The sequence below is a fragment of the Rhodococcus phenolicus genome, from assembly GCF_001646785.1.
In the GTDB taxonomy this organism is placed as follows: Bacteria; Actinomycetota; Actinomycetes; order Mycobacteriales; family Mycobacteriaceae; genus Rhodococcus; species Rhodococcus phenolicus.
Genome location: NZ_LRRH01000008.1, coordinates 1 through 19214 on the forward strand (window position 1 = coordinate 1; position 19214 = coordinate 19214).

A 19214-nucleotide genomic window follows, 5' to 3' on the forward strand; every position below is an offset into this window, starting at 1 on the left:
CCAATATTCGGTCTGACCGGGTGAAGGTTCCCCTCACCCGGGAGGGCGGGGGCGAGAGGGCAGTCGACCACGCCGCCGAATCCGGTTTCGGCGCGCCGACGCACCTGCCACCGGTGTTCACCGAGTACGTGCAGAACGTCACGCTGTATCCGGGTGACGTGATCTTCACCGGGACCCCGGCCGGTGTCGGCATGGGCCGCGACCCGCAGCGGTTCCTGCAGCCCGGCGAAACCCTCGACACGCGGATCGAAGGCATCGGCGAGATACGGCAGCGATTCGTCGCAACCCCCGAGCTCACCGGGTGATGGGAGCCTTCGGCCGGTCAGACCGAATATTGGTTCCCATCACCCGAAGCCGGGCGATACCGCTACGGTCGGTGGGCACCCGACGTGGCGAGCACCCACGCGAACTCGAACGCGACCTCGCGCCACTTCTCGTAGCGACCGGACACGCCGCCGTGACCGGCGCTCATCTCCGTCTTGAGAAGCAGCGGTGCGTCGCCGGTCTTGGTGGCGCGCAGCTTGGCGACCCACTTGGCCGGTTCGACGTAGAGCACCCGGGTGTCGTTGATGCTGGTGATCGCGAGGATCGCCGGGTAGTCCTTGGCCTCGACGTTCTCGTACGGGCTGTACGAGCGCATGTACTCGTACACCTCGGGGTTGTCGAGCGGGTTGCCCCACTCGTCCCATTCGATCACCGTCAGCGGCAGTGACGGGTCGAGGATCGAGGTGAGCGGGTCGACGAACGGCACGTTCGCGAGGACGCCCGCGAACAACTCCGGGGCGAGGTTCGCGACCGCCCCCATCAGCAGACCGCCCGCGCTGCCGCCGTCCGCGACCAGCCGATCCGCGGCGGTGACCCCGGTGTCGATCAGGTGCTGCGCGCACGCGACGAAGTCGGTGAAGGTGTTCTTCTTCGCGAGGGTCTTGCCGTTCTCGTACCAGTGCCGGCCCATTTCGCCGCCGCCGCGGACGTGCGCGACGGCGAACACCATGCCGCGGTCGAGCAGCGACAGCCGCGCCACCGAGAAGCCCGGGTCGATGCTCGCCTCGTACGAGCCGTATCCGTAGAGCAGCGTCGGTGCGGGACCGTCGGCAAGGTCCTTGCGCCGCACGATCGACAGCGGGATGCGGGTGCCGTCCTGCGCGACCGCCCAGTCGCGGTGCTGCTCGTACGCCGCCGGGTCGAACTCGCCGAGGACCGGCTGGGCCTTGCGCAGCAGCATCTCGCCCGTCTCGACGACGCGGTCGTAGACGCGGCTCGGGGTGATGAACGACGTGAAGCCGAGACGCAGCGTCGGCTGGTTCCATTCGGGATTGGCGCCGGGGCCGACGGAGAACAGTTCCTCGTCGAATTCGAGTTCGGTGAGTTCGCCGTAGCCGTCGTCGGTCAGCGGCCACACCGCGAGCCGGGTCAGTGCCTCACGCCGGTAGCCGAGCACGAGGTGTCCGGCGAACGCGTCGACGTCCTCGAGCCGCACGTCGTCGCGATGCGCGATGAGGGTGCGCAGCGCCGACGGGTCGTCGACGGGTGCCTCGGCGAGCACGAAGTTCTCCGCCTTGGCACCCGTTTCCGGGTCGATGTCGTTGTGCATCACGAGGAACCGGTCCTCGCCCGCGACGACCGCGTGCTCGGCGCCGTACTCGACGCCTTCGCGCCGGGGCAGCAGCACACGGAATTCACCTGTGGGATTGTCGGATTCGAGAACCCACCCTTCGGTGGTGATCTTCGATCCGATCCAGATCATCAGGTACTTCTCGCTGCGGGTCGAGCCCACCGACACCCAGAACCGCTCGTCGGGTTCGTGGAATACCTTCACGTCCTCGGCGCGGCCGGTGCCGAGGCGGTGCCGCCACACCGTGTCCGGACGCCACGACTCGTCGACGGTGAGATAGAAGACGTGGCTGTGGTCGATCGCCCAGGTCGCGCCCGGTGCGGTGCCCGGGATCTCGTCGGGCAGCAGCTCACCGGTGACCAGGTTCTTGAACCGCAGCGTGTACCGCTCGTCGCCGACGACGTCGGTCGAGTACGCGAGCAGCGTGCCGTCGTGGCTGATCGAGAACGCGCCGACGGAGAAGAAATCGTGGCCCTCGGCTTCGGCGTTGCCGTCGAGCAGGATCTGCTCGCCGGGCAGTTCGACGCCCGGTGCCGGTTCCGGCGGGGTCCAGTCGTCGGGCCCGGCGATCGGGCAGCGGCACTGGATTCCGTACTGCTGCCCTTCGGCGGTGCGGGCGTAGTACCACCAGTCGCCCAGCCGCGTCGGCACCGACATGTCGGTTTCCTGTGTGCGCGACTTGATCTCGTCGAAGATCTTCCCGCGCAGTGGGGCCAGGTCCGCGGTCTGCTGGTCGGTCCACGCGTTCTCGGCCTCGAGATAGGCGACGACCTCGGGGCTCTCCTTGTCGTGCAACCATTCGTACTCGTCGACGAAGGTGTGCCCGTGGTGGGTGCGTTCGAACGGAACCGTCTTGGCGACGGGCGGAGCCGTCAGGGGTGCCGATTCCGGCATCAGTGTCCCCCGATCCAGTCGTCGAACGACAACCCGGAGATCCGCTCGTACGCCTCGATGTAGCGGGCGCGGGTCTTGTCGACGATGTGCTGCGGCAGCGCAGGCGGCGGGGTGTCGGACTTGCGGTCCCAGCCGGATTCGGGTCCGGTCAGCCAGTTGCGGACGATCTGCTTGTCGAAGCTCGCCTGCACCTTGCCTTCCTCGTAGTCCTCCGCGGGCCAGTAGCGCGACGAATCCGGGGTGAGCACCTCGTCGGCGAGCACCAGGTTGCCGGCCTTGTCGAGGCCGAACTCGAACTTGGTGTCGGCGAGCATGATGCCGCGTTCGTACGCGTAGATCGAGGCGCGGTCGTAGATGTCGAGGGTGTCCTGACGCAGTTTCATCGCCAGGTTCAGGCCGACCTTCTCGGCGACTGCCTCGAAGCTGATGTTCTCGTCGTGATCGCCGAGGTCGGCCTTGCTGGCCGGAGTGAAGATCGGCTCGGGCAGCCGGCTCGACTCGACGAGACCCTCGGGCAGCTGCACGCCGCACACCGAGCCGGTGGCCTGGTAGTCGAGCAGGCCGGAGCCGGTGAGATAACCGCGGGCGACGCATTCGACGGGCACCATCTGCAGCCGCTTGACGACCAGCGCCCGGCCCAGGAGGTCTTCGGGGATGCGCTCGTCGTCGGGTTCACCGGCGAGATGGTTGTTCGCGTCGAGCAGATTGAAGAAGAACACGCTCATCGCGGTGAGGACCCGGCCCTTGTCGGGGATCGGGGTGGCGAGCACGTGGTCGTAGGCCGAGATCCGGTCGCTGGCCACGAGCAGCAGGTGCTCGTCGTCGATGACATACAGGTCGCGGACCTTGCCGCCGGCGAGGTGGGAGTAGGACTCGAGTGAAGGACGCACGGTGCCACCCTAGTGCTCGGAGCCGACATGCACGGCAGGCCGGTGACAGATCTCCCATCGGCCGCACGGGCCCGGCACGATTCCGCCGACCGGGAGAAAACCACGCGTTCTCCCGGCAGGCGCTCCCGGAAGGGGGCGAGCAGCCGCGCCGAACATACGATGACGATGCTCGGTGAGAGCACCACGATCGAGGACGGGAGCACGATGGCGGCGCCGGCACATGTGGACGTCGGGTTCCGCTCGGAGCGCGGCCCGATCCTGCTGTCCCTGATGCTCGCCACCGCCCTGGTGGCACTCGAGGGCACCATCCTCGCGACCGCGGTCCCCACGATCGTCGCCGATCTCGGCGGATTCACGCAGTTCCCGTGGCTGTTCTCGAGCTATCTGCTGACGCAGGCGGTGCTCGTGCCGGTGTACGGCAAACTCTCCGACGTGTTCGGCCGCAAACCGGTCCTGCTGTTCGGTATCGCGTTGTTCGCCCTCGGGTCGTTGCTGTGCGCGCTGGCGTGGAGCATGCCCGCGCTGATCGCGTTCCGGGCGGTACAAGGAATCGGTGCCGGCGCTGTGCTGCCGATGGCACAGACCATCGCCGGCGACATCTACACCGTCGCCGAACGCGCCAAGGCGCAGGGTTACATCGCGAGTGTGTGGGGCATGTCGTCGGTCGTCGGGCCCGCGGTCGGGGGGATCTTCTCCGACTTCGTGTCCTGGCGCTGGATCTTCTGGGTGAACCTGCCGCTGTGCGCGCTCGCCGCGTGGGTGCTGATCCGCAGCTTCGACGAGACCCGCGCCGACGACCGGCCGGAACGTTCACGCATCGACTGGGCGGGGGCCACGGTGCTGGCCGGCGCCGCCGGTCTGCTCATCCTCGGACTGCTGGAGGGTGGCCAGGCGTGGGCGTGGGCGTCGGTGCCGAGCATCGGGATCTTCGCGTGCGCGCTCGCGTTGTTCGCGGTGTTCGCCCTGGTGGAGAAGCGCGCCGCGGACCCGATCCTGCCGATGTGGGTGCTCACGCGGCGGGTGCTGCTGTCGACGAGTGCGGTCGCGGCACTGGTCGGGGCGGTGGTGATGGGGCTGACGTCGTACGTTCCCGCGTTCGTGCAGGGAGCACTCGGGACGACAGCCCTGGTCGCCGGTTTCACCCTGGCGACCCTGACCATCGGCTGGCCGATCGCGGCGTCGCAGTCGGGACGGCTGTACCTGCGCGTCGGTTTCCGGGCCACCGCCCTGATCGGCGCGGTGCCGGCGATCGCCGGCACGGCCCTGCTGACGCGGCTCGATGCGCACTCGCAGATCTGGCACGTCGCGGCGTGCTGCCTGCTCGTCGGGCTCGGCATGGGACTGATCGCCAGCCCCTCGCTGATCGCGGCGCAGGCCAGCGTCGGCTGGTCCGAACGCGGCGTCGCCACCGGCGCGAACGCGTTCGCCCGCGGTCTGGGCAGCGCGGTCGGGGTCGCGGTGTTCGGGGCGCTGGCCAACGCGGCGGCCGGTGGTACGGATGCGCCGGACGCCGGGCAGGTCGCCGCGTCGATCGACCCGGTGTTCACGGCGGTACTCGTCGCGACGCTCGCTCTGGCCGTCGCCGCGGCGACGATCCCGCGACGCCCGGTCGAGGCATCCTGATCCGATCCTGTCCGCACGAAGCCCGGGCCCACGCGACCGCCGGCCGTCCGTGACGCGGGACGACCGGCGGCGCCGAGGGACCGTTCCTCCGTTCAGCAGGTGATGTCGCCCTCCGGCACGGTCAGGTCGACGAGGTACGACACGACCGGACTGTCGATGCACCACTGCCCGGTCAGCACGACCCCGTGCTGGGTGCCTCGGTAGGTGACGAGGACACCGCCGAGTTGCTTCGCCAGGTCGACGCCGGCCTGGTACGGCGTCGCGGGGTCCTCGGTGGTGGACACCACCAGCACCGCGGCCAGTCCCGACACCTCGACGGTGTGCGGGGTGCTCGTCGGCGGCACCGGCCAGAACGCACACGGGTCGAGTGGTGCCCGACCGGAACCGTGACCGTCGTCGAGGAACGGCGCGGCCTCGCGAAGCCGGGTGTCGAGCTCGCCGAGCTCCGCCCGGTCCGTGGAAACCGGATCGTCGACGCACCGCACCGCCGTCAGCGCTTCGGCCGAATTCGAGTAGGCGCCGTCGGCGGAGCGGCCCTCGTATATGTCGGCGAGTGCCAGCAGCGTGTCGCCGTTGCCCGCGGCCAGTTCGTCGAGCCCGGCCATCACCGGCTCCCACAGGTCCGGCGAATACAGGCCCGCGATCACGCCGGTCATCGCGTCCGGATAGCTCAGGCCACGGGGGTCGGCGGTCGCTGCCGGCCGGTCGACGAGCGGATCGACGAGTTCCCGGAACCGCTGCACCGCGCCGGCCGGATCGGCGCCGAGGGGGCATCCGGCGAGTGTGGTGCACCGCGCGGCGAACTCGTCGAACGCCTGCTGGAATCCGGTCATCTGCTGCAGTACCTGCTCGGCGGAGTCCTGCTGGGGATCGAGCGCGCCGTCGAGGACCATCGCGCGCACGTTCTGCGGGAACTGCTCCGCGTAGACGGTGCCGAGCCGGGTTCCGTACGAGTATCCGAGGTAGGTGAGCTGCCGGTCGCCGAGCGCCGCACGGATGACGTCCATGTCCCGAGCGACATCCCGCGTGCCGACGTTCGCCAGCACATCCGTGCCGGTCCGTTCGGCGCACTGCGCCGCGAACTCCTGCGATTCCTGTTCGGCGGCGGCGACACCCTCCGGGCTGCGGTCGAGGTCGGCGTCGGTCCGCTCTTCGTCCTTCTCCTCCGCGGTCAGGCACACGATGGGTGGGGTCGACGCCCCGATGCCGCGCGGGTCGAACCCGACGACGTCGAAATGTTCGGCGAGCGGCGTACCGGAGCCGACGACGGCCATGCCGAGCCCGGAAGCTCCGGGTCCGCCCGGATTCACGAGCAAGGAACCGGTCTTCTCCCCGGTCGCGGGCACACGGGACACCGCGATCTGCGCGGCCCGCCCGTGCGGATCGCCGTAGTCGACGGGGACGGTCACCTTCGCGCACTCGAGTGCGCCCAGGTCCGAGCCGTCGGTGGCGAACCCGTCGCACGAGCCCCACTCGATCTGCTGGGTGTAGAAATCTTCGAGTCCGGCCGGGATTTCCCCGGTCTCGGATTCCGCTTCGGGTTCCGACGCCGTGGCCTCGCCCGGCCCGACGTAGCCGGCCACCAGGAACGCCGCGGCTGCCAGGGTCACTGCGGCGGCCGCCCGCCGCAGCGGATGCGTCTCGGAGAACTGTGGAGCCACCATGCGATTCGCCTGCCCTTCAAGATGTTCCGGGCGGACCTGCCCGAAGGCCCGAAGCGGAGCCTTCGGGTCCTTCGAGCGTCGCGTCGGCAGGCGGGCCGGACCAGCAGCCCTGGGTGGCGACTGCGGCACCCCCGGTGTTACCGGGAGATACCGGAATGCGGGGCGGTCAGGAACGCGTGAGCAGGGTGCACCACTGTTCGAGATCCGGTGCGGAGGCCAGCGACACGAAGTCGATGTCGGCGCCTGCACCACGCCAGTGTTCGACGAGTGCCATCAGGCGTACCGAGTCGAGTCCCTGGTCGACCAGGCTCGCCGCCGGGTCCAGTTCGTCGAGTTCCACCTCGAGGATGCGCGCGGTGTCGGCGAGAATGGTGCCGCGATCCAACATGTTTCTCCTTTGCTACGAACGTTCCGGCAGTGCCGCGAGTCCGGTGTCGATGGATTCGAGTGCGAGCAGCGCGGTTTCGTAGGTGGCGGCGTTGGCGTGCCGGACCGGGACGAGGTTGCCCGCTCGAACCGCGGGCAGATTCTGCCACAGCGGCGAATCGAAGACGGCCTGCAGTTCGGGCGGGACCGACCCGTCGGCGTCGACCCCGTAGACGATCACGTCGGCTTCGGCGAGGTTGGCGGGCATCTGCTCGAGCGACAGGTACTCGCCGTGGACGTCCTCGGGATCGGCCGGTTCACCGGGGAATTCGAGTCCGAGGTCGTCGAACAGGTTGGTGGTGTACGAGGAGGCGTACTCGCGGAAGAACTCGCCCGGCTCGATTCCGCACGCGCTGCACAGTCCCGCGAATTTCAGGTCGCCGAGGGGGCCCGCATAGGCCTGGGAGATCTCGGCGGCCCGGGCCTCGTAGTCCTGCTTGAACTCGCCGTAGGCGTCCGCCACGCCCGCGGCATCGGCGTACTGTTCGCCGAGTTCGCGCCATTGGCCGGGGTCGGTCGGACCGAGGAACACGACCGGAGCGAGAGCCTCGAGCTTGGCCATGTCGAGTTCTTCCCTGGCGCGGGCCGGGACCCCCAGGATGATCAGGTCGGGCCGGGCCGCGGTGACGGCTTCGTAGTCGAGGGCGGCGACGGAGCCGTCGGGTGCGACCTTCGGCAGGGCCTCGTACGCGGCGAGTGTCTCCTCGTCCATGTTCTCGATCTCGCGGGTCCATTCGCACACCGCGGCGAGGTCGGCGCCGGCCTGGATCAGCGGCAGGGTCGCGTAGCCGCACGCGACGATGCGCTGCGGGTCGGCGGGGATCTCGACGGCGCCGTTCTGCGCCTCGAAGGTTCGTGTGGCCGCGGCGTTCTCGGCCTCGTCGCCGCTGTCGCTGCCGCAGCCGGCGAGACCGACGGTGGTCACCGCAGCCAGACCGAGTACAGCGAGCCTGCGTGCTCCACGTGTTCTACCCGCCCACATCATTTTCTCCCACATGTCCGTCCGGTCGCCGGGCGCGAACACCCGTTGTATTTTGGTTAGGCTAACCGAAATGTGAGGTGGGTCAAGCTCCCGTTTCGCCCGAATTGCCCGCGCTGGACCCGCAACCCGAGGCGACACGAAAACGGGACGGAACCAAAGGTTAGCCTAACCGTATATGTTCTTGGTTGGTCGTGTGCCCCGCGCGATCGTCCACATCACCGCTACCGAGAGGTGCGTCATGCAGGCACCGGCCCCCGCCGCGCAGGTCACCGGCACGGCACCCTTCGCGCTGTCCCGGCCTCACGGCACGGTCGTCGCCGAGGGCGTCGCCGACCGCTGGTCCGGCGTCGACGACGCCGCCGCAGCACTGCGCGCCGGGACCGTCCGCGCCGTCGTCGGCGCCCTCCCGTTCGACCCGGACCACCCCGCGGCACTGACCGCACCCCGCACCCTGACGCACACGCCCACGCCGATTTCCGCCGCCCCCGAGGCGCTCCCCCCGATCGTCGTCGACGCGGCACTGCCGTCCGAACGCGAGCACCTCGACCGGGTCGCGACCGCCCTGACCCGCCTGCGGTCGGACGACGCGCTCGCCAAGGTCGTCCTCGCCCGCGCCCTGGTCCTGCGCGCCGAACAGCCGGTCACCGCCGCGCAGCTGCTGCACCGGCTCGCCGGAAACGACCCGAACGGCAACGGTTTCGCCGTCGACCTCAGCCCCGCGGGCGGGGAATGGAACGGACGGTATCTGGTCGGCGCCAGCCCCGAGGTTCTCATCCGCCGCCGCGGTGACCGGGTCACCGCACATCCCCTCGCCGGGTCCGCGCCGCGCCACGCCGATCCCGAGACCGACCGCGCCGCCGGCGCGGAGCTCGCCGCGTCCGCCAAGAACCTCGCCGAGCACGCGCACGTCGTCGCGGACCTGCGCGCGAGCCTCGAACCGCTGTGCGTCGACCTCGACATCCCGGACCGGCCGCAACTGACGAGCACCCGCCAGCTGTGGCACCTGGGCACCCCCGTGTCCGGGCGCCTGCGCGACCCGTCCGTCACCGCCCTCGACCTCGCCCTCGCGGTGCATCCGACCCCCGCGATCTGCGGCACCCCCACCGTCGCCGCCCGCGAACTGATCCGGGACCTCGAGGGCGACCGCGGTTTCTACGCCGGCGCGATCGGCTGGTGCGACGCCGCCGGCGACGGCGAATGGATGGTCGCGATCCGCTGTGCCGTGCTCGACGCCGACGGCCGCACCGTCACCGCACACGCCGGTGGGGGCATCGTCGCCGCATCCGAACCACAGGACGAACTCGACGAGACCACAACGAAATTCGGAACCGTTCTCGACGCATTGGGAGTGCACCGGTGAGCACAGCAGTCAGCCTCGTCGTCGGCGCCGCGCAGGGCATCGGCCGCGCCACCGCCCTCACTCTCGCCCGAGCAGGCCACCGCGTCGTACTCGCCGACCGCGACCCCGAGGGACTGCGCAAGACCGCGGCACTGATCGGTGAGCCCGTCCCCGTCTTCCCGGTCGACATCCGCGACAGCGACGCCGTGGATTTCACGATCGACAGCATCGAATCCGATCACGGCCCCATCGCGAAACTCGCACACGTGGCCGGGGTGTTCTCCACCGCCTCGATTCTCGACGGCGACCCCGACGAGTGGCAGCGCATCTACGACGTCAACGTGACCGGCCTGGTGTCGGTGCTGCGCGCCGTCGGCCGGCGGATGCGCGAGCGCCGGGCCGGGTCGATCGTGGTGGTCGGCTCGAATTCGGCGGGAGTGCCGCGCATCGGCATGGGCGCGTACGGATCGTCGAAGGCGGCGGTCTCGATGATCGTGCGTGTCCTGGGACTCGAACTCGCCGAGTTCGGGATCCGCGCCAACATCGTCGCTCCCGGCTCCACCGACACGGCGATGCAGCGGTCGCTGTGGGCGGACCCGGACGACGACGCGGGTGCGCTCGGTGCGATCGCCGGCGATCCCACGCAGTTCAAGGTCGGTATCCCGTTGGGCCGGATCGCCGATCCCGGTGACATCGCCGACTCGATCGAGTTCCTGCTCTCCGATCGTGCCCGGCACATCACCATGCAAGCCCTCTACGTCGACGGTGGCGCGACCCTGCGCGCCTGACCCTTCCCGAAAGGATCGTTTCGTGACAACCGGCCTCCGCCGCACTGCTCTCGCCGACACCGCCCGCCACCCCGAGGAGTTCGCCGAGCTGTACCGCGGGGCGGGATACTGGACGCCCGAGACCTTCGCGCAGTTCCTCCCGGAACGCGCAGCGCTGTTCGGTGACCGGACCGCCGTCGTCGGGCTCGATGCGCGCGGCGCGCAGCGGCGCCTGACGTACCGCGAGCTGGACGAGGCCGCGAGCCGGATCGCGTCGGGTCTCGCGGCACTCGGTGTCCGTGCCGGGGACCGCGTGGTCGTGCAGCTGCCGAACATCGTGGAGTACACCGAGGTGGTGTTCGCCGTTTTCCGGCTCGGCGCACTGCCGGTGTTCGCACTGCCCGCGCACCGCTCCGCCGAGATCGGGTTCTTCTGCCGGTTCGCCGACGCCGCCGCATACGTCGTCGCCGCGGAGAACGGCGGATTCGACTACCGGGGCCTGGCCCGCGAAGTGACCGCCGCCCTGGACGTGCCGCCCGCGGTCGTGATCGCCGGGGACGCAGCGGAATTCACCGCCCTGGATGCGCTGCGCGCGCACGATCCACTTCCCACCGCGGACGTCGATCCCGAATCGGCGGCCTTCCTTCAACTCTCGGGTGGCACGACGGGCACGCCGAAGCTGATCCCGCGCACCCATTCCGACTACCTGTACTCGGTACGCGAATCCGCCCGCATCTGCGGAGTCGACGCCGGCACCCGCATGCTGGTGGTGCTGCCGGCCGCCCACAACTTCCCGATGAGCTCCCCCGGCATCCTCGGCGTGCTGCACAGCGGTGGCACGGTCGTGCTGGCCCCGGATCCCAGCCCCGACACCGCGTTCTCACTGATCGAACGCGAAGCGATCACGATGGCCTCGCTGGTCCCGCCGTTGGCGATGGCATGGCTGTCCGCGCGGTCCCGCAGCGAGCACGACCTGTCGTCGCTGCAGGTCCTGCAGGTCGGCGGCGCGAAGTTCCCGGCCGAGGCCGCCAAGCGCGTCCGTCCCGAACTCGGCTGCACACTCCAGCAGGTGTTCGGAATGGCGGAGGGGTTGGTGAACTACACGCGCCTCGACGACGACGAGGACACCATCGTCACCACCCAGGGCAGGCCGATCAGCGTGCACGACGAGATCCGTGTCCTCGACGACGACGGCGCTCCCGTGCCGGCCGGCGGCACCGGCCATCTGCTCACCCGCGGCCCCTACACGATCCGCGGCTACTACAATGCGCCCGAACACAATTCGACCGCGTTCACGGACGACGGCTTCTACCGGACCGGCGACATCGTCCGCGTCACCGAGCACGGCTACATCGTCGTGGAAGGTCGCGCCAAGGACCAGATCAACCGGGGCGGCGAGAAGATCGCCGCCGAGGAGGTCGAGAACCACCTCATCGCCCACCCCGCCGTCCTCGACGCCGCGGTCGTGGCGATGCCCGACCGGTACCTCGGCGAACGCACGTGCGCGTTCGTCGTCACCGAGGGCGAGGCCCCGAAAGCACTCGCGCTCAAGGCTTTCCTTCGCGAACGTGGACTGGCCGGATACAAGATCCCGGACAAGGTGCACTTCGTCGACGCATTCCCGGTGACCGGCGTCGGCAAGATCAGCCGGAACGAACTGCGGCACGCCCTGGCCGCGACCTTCGAGAACTGAACCGCCCCAACCTCAGAAAGCGAGATCATGGCCCTTCCGAAGTCCGTGTCCTACCCGCTGCCCGACGAACAGCCGGCGAACGTGGTGCCGTGGACGATCGATCCGGATCGTGCGGTGCTGCTCGTGCACGACATGCAGGAATACTTCGTGCGCTCGTTCGACCGCACGGCCGACCCGCTCGCAACGGTGGTGCCGAACATCGACCGGATCCGCGATGCCGCTCGTTCCGCCGGGACGCCGATCGTCTACACGGCCCAGCCGGGAAACCAGGATCCCGCCGATCGCGCTCTGCTGCTCGACTTCTGGGGACCGGGCCTGACGGCCGATCCGGCCGAGACCGCGATCATCGATGCCCTCGCCCCGCACGAGGACGACATCCTGCTCACCAAGTGGCGCTACAGCGCGTTCATCCGCACCGACCTGCTCGAGCGGATGCGCGCGTGGGGCCGCGACCAGTTGATCGTCACCGGGGTCTACGCGCACATCGGTTGCCTGACCACCGCGCTCGACGGGTTCATGAACGACATCCAGGTCTTCTTCGTCTCCGACGGCACCGCCGATTTCTCGCGGCGCGAGCACGTCGACGCGCTGAACTACGTGGCCTCGCGGTGCGCGGTCGTGCTGCCCACCGGTGAGGTCACCGAAGCGCTCGCGCAGGCGGGCGTCGCCGGGAGTCTCACCCCCGCGCGGGCCTGACCTACGCGGCGACGCGCTCGTCGCGCCGCATCGCGAGGTCGGCGTACCGGCCACCGCGTTCGAGCAGGTCGTCGTGGCTGCCGCGTTCGACGATGCGGCCGCGGTCGAGTACCGCGATCTCGTCCGCCGCGCGCACCGTCGAAAGTCGATGCGCGATGGTGATCGTGGTGCGGCCGCGGCGGGCGGCGTCGAGCGCCTGCTGCACGGCCCGTTCGGTTTCGTTGTCGAGGGCACTGGTCGCTTCGTCGAGCACGAGGATGCGCGGGTCGCGCAGCAAAGTCCGGGCGATCGCGAGTCGCTGCTTCTCGCCACCGGAGAAACGGTGCCCGCGGGCGCCGACCAGCGTGTCGTAGCCGTCGGGCAGTGATTCGATCAGGTCGTGGATCTGCGCGGCGCGCGCGGCATCCTCGATCTCGGCGTCGGTCGCGTCGGGCCGGGCGTAGCGCAGGTTCTCGCGAACGGTCGCGTGCAGCAGGTAGGTCTCCTGCGAGACGACACCGACGAGTGCGGCGACGTCCGGGAGCGGAAGGTCGCGCAGGTCGACACCGTCGATCGTGACGCGACCGGTCGTCGGGTCGTGGAGCCGCGCAACGAGCGAACCGAGTGTGGTCTTGCCGGAACCGGTCTCGCCGACGAGAGCGAGCTGCGCGCCGGCCGGGACCTCGAGATCGATGTGGTCGAGCGCGTTCCGGTCCGCACCGGGGTAGCGCAGGCTCACGTCCTCGAAGCGCACCGCACCGGTGACCCGGTCGAGGTCGAGCCGGACGGGGTCGGCCGGTTCGTCGATCTCCACGATCAGGTCCAGGTATTCGAAGATGCGGCTGAACAGCGCCAGCGACGCGGTGACGGACACGCCCACGTCGAGCAGGCTCATGAGCGGCCGGAACAGCGCGGCCTGCAGGCCGGTGAACGCGACCAGGGTGCCGATGGTCATGCCGCCCGAGGTCGCGGGCAGTCCGGCGACGAGATAGAGCACCGCGGGGATGGCGGCGAACACGATGTTCATGGTGGCCATGCGCCACCGGCCCGACAGCTGGGCGTGGACCTCGAGGTCGGCGAGTTCCGCGGAGGTGTCCGTGAAGCGGCCGGACATCGACGGTCCGGTACCGAGCGTCTTGGACAGGAGCACTCCGCTGATGGACAGGCCCTCCTCGATCTGCGTCTGCATGTCGGCGAGGCGACGCTGCTGACGCGCGGTGACCTCGCGGCGCATGAGCGCGACCTTGCGGGTCAGCCAGATCGCGGGCGGCAGCACCACGAGCGACAGCAGCGACAGGCGCCAGCTCAGGACGGCCATCGCGACGGCGGTGCCGATCACGGTGGTGATGTTGGCGGCGATCGACGTGGCGGTGGAGGTCACCACGTTCTGCATTCCGCCGATGTCGTTGGTCAGCCGGGACTGGATCTCGCCGCCGCGGGTGCGGGTGAAGAAGCCCAGCGACTGACGTTGCAGGTGGGTGAAGACGCGCGTGCGCAGGCCGTGCATGATGCGCTGGCCGACGGTGGTGGAGATCCAGGTCTGGGCGACGCCGAGCACCGAGGAGGCGACGGTGACCGCGAGCATGCCTGCGACGACCCACAGCAGCAGCGGCACGTTCCGATCGGGGATGGCGTGGTCGATGGCCGCGCGGACGAGGAACGGGCTGGCGAGGGAGATCACGGACGAGGTGACGATGAGCGCCACCACGACGGCGATCTGCCAGCGGTAGGGAGCGAAGAGCGCGCCGATGCGGCGCAGGCTGACGGGTGAGTCCTGGAGCTGGCGTCGATCGAGGGGGTCGACCTTGCCCCGTCGTCCGGGGCCGGGACCGCCTCCCGGGGGGAGGTGCATCATGAACACCACCTCCTTCTGAGTCGATGGAATGTAGTGAGGTTGCCTCACTAAGAGGTAACCGTCAAGTGGGGTAGGCTTCATTCCATGGCCGATTCCCCCGCCACGTTGCGCGATCTGCTGATCACGACCACCCGCACGCTGCGACGACGCTGGCACCGGACGCTCGAACCGTGGCAGTTGTCACCTCACGAGCACCGCGCGCTGCGCGTCGTCGGCCGATCCGACGGGACGCCGCTGCGATTGGGTGAGGTCGCCAAGGCGCTGCGGATCGTGCCGCGCTCGGCCACCGAGGTGATCGACCGGCTCGAGGCCCGCGGACTCACCGAGCGTCTCCCCGACCCCGCCGACCGGCGCGCGGTGTGCGTGCGGTTGACCGGCGCGGGCCGGGACTTCGCGCGGCAACTCGACGCGGCCCGCGACGCCGAGGCCGACGAGTTCTTCGCCCCGCTCGACGATCGCGACCGCGCCGATCTCGCGCGGATCCTCCGGAAGCTCGCCGAACCGTGACCGGATCCGGAGCGACGTCGATGACCGATCCCCTCCCCTTCCCCGTTCCGCGGCCACGGCGCGAGGTCGCGCCCGGTGCGGTGCACGTCCCCGGCTGGCTCGACCTGGACGCGCAGCGTCGGCTCGTCGTCGCGTGCCGCGGCTGGGCGCGTGGCCCGGTCCCGATGCGGCGCACCGCGCTCCCCGGCGGCGGGCGCATGTCGGTCTCGACGGTCTGCCTCGGCTGGCACTGGACGCCGTACCGGTACACCCGCACCGCGATCGACGTGAACGACGCACCCGTGGCACCGATTCCGGAGTGGCTGGCCGACCTCGGTCGCCGGGCGGTGGCCGAGGCCTATCTCGACGCCGGTGCCGCCGACGGCTACGAACCCGACGCCGTGCTGATCAACTTCTACACCGGCGATGCCCGGATGGGCATGCACCAGGACAAGGAAGAGCGGGTGAACGCGCCGATCGTCTCCCTCAGCATCGGCGACGCGTGCACCTTCCGTTTCGGCAACACCACGGACCGGGGCAGGCCCTACACCGACGTCCGGCTCGAGTCGGGCGACCTGTTCGTTTTCGGCGGACCGTCCCGCTTCGCGTACCACGGTGTGCCGAAGGTGTTTCCGGACACCGGAGATCCGGGGTCCGGATTGGCGAGCGGTCGCCTCAACCTCACGATGCGGGCGACCGGACTCGGCACCCCGGCCGGATCATGACCTACGACACACCCGCATTGGTCCATTCGGACGACAGGGTCTGATCACAACCCTGGGTACGCTGCGACTGTTCGATGTCATTGCGTACAGGGAGGTTCGGCATGAGCGGCTTCGACGGAACAGTTCGCCGAACCGTCGGTGTGCTCACAGCTGCCCTCGCGATCGGCGCGGCCTCCACCCTCCTGACACCGGCGCTCGCAGCCGGGACGCCGGCGCAGCCCGGGACCTCGTCGTGCCCGGAACGATTCGTGCTCGCGGTCGACGGCACGAAGAACGTCAACTCCGCCGATTCCCTGGACCCGGAGTCACCGCTGGCGCAGATCTCCGAACGCTACCGCCGGCCGGGCACGGTCGTCGAGCACATCCGCTATCCGGCGGTGGTCGTACCGCTGCCGGACTCGGGCTCGAGCAAGGGGTCGGACGGTGTCGCCTACGACGAGTCGAAGGCCATCGGGCACAGCCGGTTGCGCGAGGCCGTCGCCCGCGATCACGGAGCCTGCCCGGACTCGGAGATCGTCGTCCTCGGCTATTCGCAGGGAGCGGCGATCGCGGGCGATGTACTGGCCGAGATCGCCGCGGACGGCTCGGTTCCCCCGGATCGGATCCGGGGCGTGCTCTACGCGGACCCGCGCGACGAGAAGGGCGTCGAGTCGCAGTTCCCCGGGCAGGTGCTCCCGGGCATCACGCTCACCGGTGGCCGGCACGACTTCGGTTCCATCCGGGTGGACCGCATCTGCCTCGCGGGCGACGCGGTGTGCGACGCGCAGACACCCGCCGACGGCAAGGGCTGGCTGGTCGAAGACCTCGCCGGATACCTTCTCCTGCACACCGACTATCCCGACTACGATCGCTGAACCGTCTGCGTTCCCGGGATCGCACACCGGTCCCGGCGACGGTCGTAGGTGAGGTCGCACAGCTCGATCACCCGGCCCAGCGTGAGGTGGCGGCCGTCGCTGCCGGCCGCCCGCGAGAAGCGTCCGTCGGGACGCACCCACACGCGGATCGCGGATGCCGCCTCCGAACCCTGAGCGAAGGCGAACTCGACGACGTCATCAATCACGTTGGATAGGCCAACCTGAACCAACTCCGCGATGTGGAGTCGCCTCGGCCGCGACTCGATCCGGCCATCACAAGTTCGTGCACTAACTGTTGGGTATCCTCGACGAAATGAGCTCCGACACCGCCGTTCCGTACGTACCGACCCGCGCGGACGACCCCTTGGCGCTCGACCGTCAGGTGTGTTTCGCCCTCGCCGTGGCCAATCGTGCCGTGCTCGCGGTCTACCGGCCGATCCTCGAGCCGCTCGGCCTGACCCACCCGCAGTATCTGGTGATGCTCGTTCTGTGGGAACAGGCGCCACTGTCCGTCAAGGAGATCGGCCGGGTCCTGCAACTCGACTCACCGACGCTCTCGCCCCTGCTCAAGCGCCTGCAGGCGCTCGGGCTGCTCACCCGCACGCGCAGCACCACCGACGAACGGCAGCTCGTCGTCGACCTCACCGACGAGGGCCGCGCACTGCGCCTCCGCGCCGAGGCCGTCCCCGGCACCGTCGTCGAAACACTCGGTGTGGACGTCTCCGAACTCGAGGAGTTGCACGCGGTCCTGAGCCGCGTGAACGCCGCCGCGCTCAGAGCCGGAGCATTACAGCACAAGTGACGCGGGTGCCCTGCACACCCGTCGGACGGCCGCGCACGCGACCGCCCGACGGACCGATGTCAGACGGAGCCGAGTGCGACGGACGCCTCACCCGTATAGACGAGGAACGTCAACGATTCCTGGAAGTACAACCGGACGGTCTCGCTGTCGTGCGACAGGTACCCGATGGACAGGTCCTGACCGATCTGCAGGTCGAAGTCGCCGCCGCGGGTGCTGAGCACGAACGCACCGTCGATCGCGGGCGCCCAGATGATGTCGCCGTCGATGAGCCGGCGGATCTGCTCCCGGATGGGGTAGCCGTGATCGGCCGTCTCGCTGACCTTCGTGAACTCGTCGGCGCCGAGCAGCACCGAGTACGGGCCGCCGACACCGGCGAGACGCAGCTCCGACAGTGCCTGGCTGATCGCCTCGGGGATGTCGCGCGGATCTTCCGGCAGGTGCAGCGGCGGGTTCGACGAACTCGCCCGGATCCCTTCGATACCGGCCGCCGCGTACCCCTCGAAGATGGCGCGGTCCTCCGCGAAGGCGATCTTCTTCGCGGCCTCCTTCACCGGATCCCAGTCGGAGTCCTGCGCGCCGCGCTCGACGTTGTCGATCTCCTCCCGCGACAGCGTGAACGGCACACGCAGCTCGACGAGCGGTGCGACCCGGTGCCGCCGCGACTGCACACCGTCGGCGGGCGCGGCGATCGTCTCGGTGCGGCCGAGGCCCACGGCCGCGAAGTCGGCGCCATGGGGGCCGGAGAAGTCCACCACCGTACGGCCGGCGACGTGCCGTTTGAAGGTGCGGATCGCCTCCTCCTCGATCGACGCCCACGCGGCATCGGTGATCGGGGCGAGGTCGCGGTAGAGGTTGTTCATCGTGTCGAACTCCTTCTCAGGGTGCCGATTCCGAGTGACCCGTCGACGACGGGCTCCGGGCCCGTTTCGGTGTCGGCGGTCGGGTGTGGGGCGGGGAGATCCTCCAGGAATTCGGCGGACGGGCAGAAGAACAGCCCGCCGGTGACCGCCGTCGAGAAATCGAGGATCCGATCGTGGTTGCCCGGCGGATCGCCCAGGAACATGTTGCGCAGCATCTGCTCGGTGACGTCCGGCGAGGCGGCGTAGCCGATGAAGTAGGTGCCGAACTCGCCGCCGCCGACGCTCCCGAACGCCATGTTGGCCCGGACGATCTGCCGTTCGTTGCCGTCCGCGTCCGTGACGGTGTTGAGCGCGACGTGCGAGTTCGACGGTTTGGCGTCGTCGTCGAGTTCGATGTCGTCGAGTTTGGTCCGCCCGATCGCGCGTTCCTGCTCCTCGACCGTCAACGCGTTCCAGGACTCGAGATCGTGCAGGTACTTCTGCACGATCACGTAGCTGCCGCCGGCGAACTCGGGGTCCTCGTCGCCCACGAGGGCCGCGGCGACCGCGTCGTCGTCCTCGGGGTTCTCCGTGCCGTCGACGAACCCCAGCAGGTCGCGCCGGTCGAAATAGCGGAAGCCGTGCACCTCGTCGACGAAGGTCGCGACGCCGCGCAGCCTGTCATTGATCTTGGCGGCGAGTTCGAAACACAGATCCTGCGAGGACGCCCGGATGTGGAACAGGAGGTCGCCGGGGGTCGACGGAGCATGGTGCGCACCGCCGTGGAGTTCGGTGAACTCGTGCAGTTCGGCGGGCCGGGGGCCGTCGAAGAGCCGGTCCCACAGCTGGGAACCGACACCGACCACACAGGACAGCCCGCCGTCGGGGATCCGGAACCCCACCGCTCGCCGTAGGCCGGCGAGGTCCTCGAGGAGGTCACGGACGTCGGATTCGCCGCCGTCGTCGACGGTCGCGACGAGGAAGATCGCCGCTTCTGTCAGCGGCGTCAGGATCGGTTGCGCACGGGCCACAAGATCACCGTAGAGCACGGGGCCGGACGAATCCGTCCCAACTCCCCTTCCGCG

The 19214-nt window shown here is 69.6% G+C and carries 19 protein-coding genes; 10 read left to right on the forward strand and 9 right to left on the reverse strand.

Translation table 11 applies throughout. The features are described 5' to 3' along the window. The coding region (locus A8G15_RS30395) for a fumarylacetoacetate hydrolase family protein (protein WP_211270108.1) at window positions 1-305 on the forward strand (305 nt) is incomplete at its 5' end. Between the two features lie 62 nt (window positions 306-367). On the opposite strand, the gene A8G15_RS03110 is transcribed toward A8G15_RS30395, so the two are convergent. Next, window positions 368-2509, reverse strand: a complete 2142-nt coding sequence (locus A8G15_RS03110; RefSeq protein WP_068155253.1) for a S9 family peptidase — start codon at window positions 2507-2509, stop codon at window positions 368-370. Further along, window positions 2509-3399 carry a phosphoribosylaminoimidazolesuccinocarboxamide synthase gene (locus tag A8G15_RS03115; protein WP_068155255.1) on the reverse strand — a complete coding sequence of 297 codons (891 nt, stop codon included), beginning with the start codon at window positions 3397-3399 and terminating at the stop codon, window positions 2509-2511. The genes A8G15_RS03110 and A8G15_RS03115 overlap by 1 nt, the downstream gene beginning before the upstream one ends. Before the next feature lie 204 nt (window positions 3400-3603). Here A8G15_RS03115 and A8G15_RS03120 point away from each other — a divergent pair, with 204 nt between their 5' ends. Continuing rightward, complete coding sequence (locus A8G15_RS03120) at window positions 3604-5022, forward strand: MDR family MFS transporter (RefSeq protein ID WP_068155636.1); 1419 nt, start codon at window positions 3604-3606, stop codon at window positions 5020-5022. 92 nt (window positions 5023-5114) lie between these two features. On the opposite strand, the gene A8G15_RS03125 is transcribed toward A8G15_RS03120, so the two are convergent. The 3 genes from A8G15_RS03125 to A8G15_RS03135 all read right to left on the reverse strand — a co-directional run bounded on the left by A8G15_RS03125 (window position 5115) and on the right by A8G15_RS03135 (window position 8097). Beyond that, window positions 5115-6686, reverse strand: a complete 1572-nt coding sequence (locus A8G15_RS03125) for an alpha/beta hydrolase (protein WP_082899628.1) — start codon at window positions 6684-6686, stop codon at window positions 5115-5117. 166 nt (window positions 6687-6852) lie between these two features. Next, on the reverse strand, window positions 6853-7074 hold the full coding sequence (locus A8G15_RS03130) for a phosphopantetheine-binding protein (RefSeq protein WP_068155256.1): 222 nt from the start codon (window positions 7072-7074) through the stop codon (window positions 6853-6855). Window positions 7075-7086: 12 nt separating this feature from the next. Further along, window positions 7087-8097: an ABC transporter substrate-binding protein gene (locus A8G15_RS03135; protein WP_156665245.1), complete on the reverse strand. Its 1011-nt coding sequence runs from the start codon at window positions 8095-8097 to the stop codon at window positions 7087-7089. Window positions 8098-8332: 235 nt separating this feature from the next. On the opposite strand from A8G15_RS03135, the gene A8G15_RS31650 reads away from it, so the two are divergent. The 4 genes from A8G15_RS31650 to A8G15_RS03155 are packed head-to-tail and all read left to right on the forward strand — an operon-like array spanning window position 8333 to window position 12589. Continuing rightward, window positions 8333-9454 (forward strand): isochorismate synthase, encoded by a 1122-nt coding sequence (locus A8G15_RS31650; RefSeq protein ID WP_068155642.1) that lies wholly within the window; start codon window positions 8333-8335, stop codon window positions 9452-9454. Then, a complete protein-coding gene (locus tag A8G15_RS03145; RefSeq protein ID WP_068155258.1) occupies window positions 9451-10221 on the forward strand; it encodes an SDR family oxidoreductase in 771 nt (256 codons plus the stop codon). The genes A8G15_RS31650 and A8G15_RS03145 overlap by 4 nt, the downstream gene beginning before the upstream one ends. Window positions 10222-10243: 22 nt before the next feature. Then, a complete protein-coding gene (locus A8G15_RS03150; RefSeq protein ID WP_068155259.1) occupies window positions 10244-11893 on the forward strand; it encodes a (2,3-dihydroxybenzoyl)adenylate synthase in 1650 nt (549 codons plus the stop codon). Between the two features lie 27 nt (window positions 11894-11920). Further along, window positions 11921-12589, forward strand: coding sequence for an isochorismatase family protein (locus A8G15_RS03155; protein ID WP_068155260.1), 669 nt, complete (start codon window positions 11921-11923; stop codon window positions 12587-12589). Between the two features lies 1 nt (window position 12590). On the opposite strand, the gene A8G15_RS03160 is transcribed toward A8G15_RS03155, so the two are convergent. Next, a complete protein-coding gene (locus A8G15_RS03160; RefSeq protein WP_068155643.1) occupies window positions 12591-14423 on the reverse strand; it encodes an ABC transporter ATP-binding protein in 1833 nt (610 codons plus the stop codon). A gap of 84 nt (window positions 14424-14507) precedes the next feature. Between A8G15_RS03160 and A8G15_RS03165 the strand changes: the two genes are divergently transcribed. The 3 genes from A8G15_RS03165 (at window position 14508) to A8G15_RS03175 (ending at window position 16488) form a co-directional block, all read left to right on the forward strand. Then, window positions 14508-14930, forward strand: coding sequence for a MarR family winged helix-turn-helix transcriptional regulator (locus A8G15_RS03165; RefSeq protein ID WP_068155262.1), 423 nt, complete (start codon window positions 14508-14510; stop codon window positions 14928-14930). Window positions 14931-14950: 20 nt separating this feature from the next. Beyond that, on the forward strand, window positions 14951-15634 hold the full coding sequence (locus A8G15_RS03170) for an alpha-ketoglutarate-dependent dioxygenase AlkB family protein (protein WP_068155645.1): 684 nt from the start codon (window positions 14951-14953) through the stop codon (window positions 15632-15634). A gap of 101 nt (window positions 15635-15735) precedes the next feature. Then, the gene (locus tag A8G15_RS03175) at window positions 15736-16488 is read left to right on the forward strand and encodes a PE-PPE domain-containing protein (RefSeq protein ID WP_068155263.1); all 753 of its coding nucleotides are present in this window, start codon (window positions 15736-15738) and stop codon (window positions 16486-16488) included. Here the strand turns inward: A8G15_RS03175 and A8G15_RS03180 are convergent. Continuing rightward, window positions 16476-16694: a hypothetical protein gene (locus A8G15_RS03180; protein WP_068155267.1), complete on the reverse strand. Its 219-nt coding sequence runs from the start codon at window positions 16692-16694 to the stop codon at window positions 16476-16478. The two genes, A8G15_RS03175 and A8G15_RS03180, sit on opposite strands and share 13 nt — an antisense overlap. Window positions 16695-16801: 107 nt before the next feature. Here A8G15_RS03180 and A8G15_RS03185 point away from each other — a divergent pair, with 107 nt between their 5' ends. Then, complete coding sequence (locus A8G15_RS03185) at window positions 16802-17290, forward strand: MarR family winged helix-turn-helix transcriptional regulator (protein ID WP_068155647.1); 489 nt, start codon at window positions 16802-16804, stop codon at window positions 17288-17290. A 59-nt stretch (window positions 17291-17349) separates the two neighbouring features. On the opposite strand, the gene A8G15_RS03190 is transcribed toward A8G15_RS03185, so the two are convergent. Both A8G15_RS03190 and A8G15_RS03195 read right to left on the reverse strand, forming a co-directional pair. Continuing rightward, complete coding sequence (locus A8G15_RS03190; RefSeq protein WP_068155269.1) at window positions 17350-18150, reverse strand: family 1 encapsulin nanocompartment shell protein; 801 nt, start codon at window positions 18148-18150, stop codon at window positions 17350-17352. After that, on the reverse strand, window positions 18147-19160 hold the full coding sequence (locus A8G15_RS03195) for a Dyp-type peroxidase (RefSeq protein ID WP_068155650.1): 1014 nt from the start codon (window positions 19158-19160) through the stop codon (window positions 18147-18149). Before A8G15_RS03195 ends, A8G15_RS03190 begins: the two co-directional genes overlap by 4 nt. Window positions 19161-19214 lie beyond the last annotated feature (54 nt).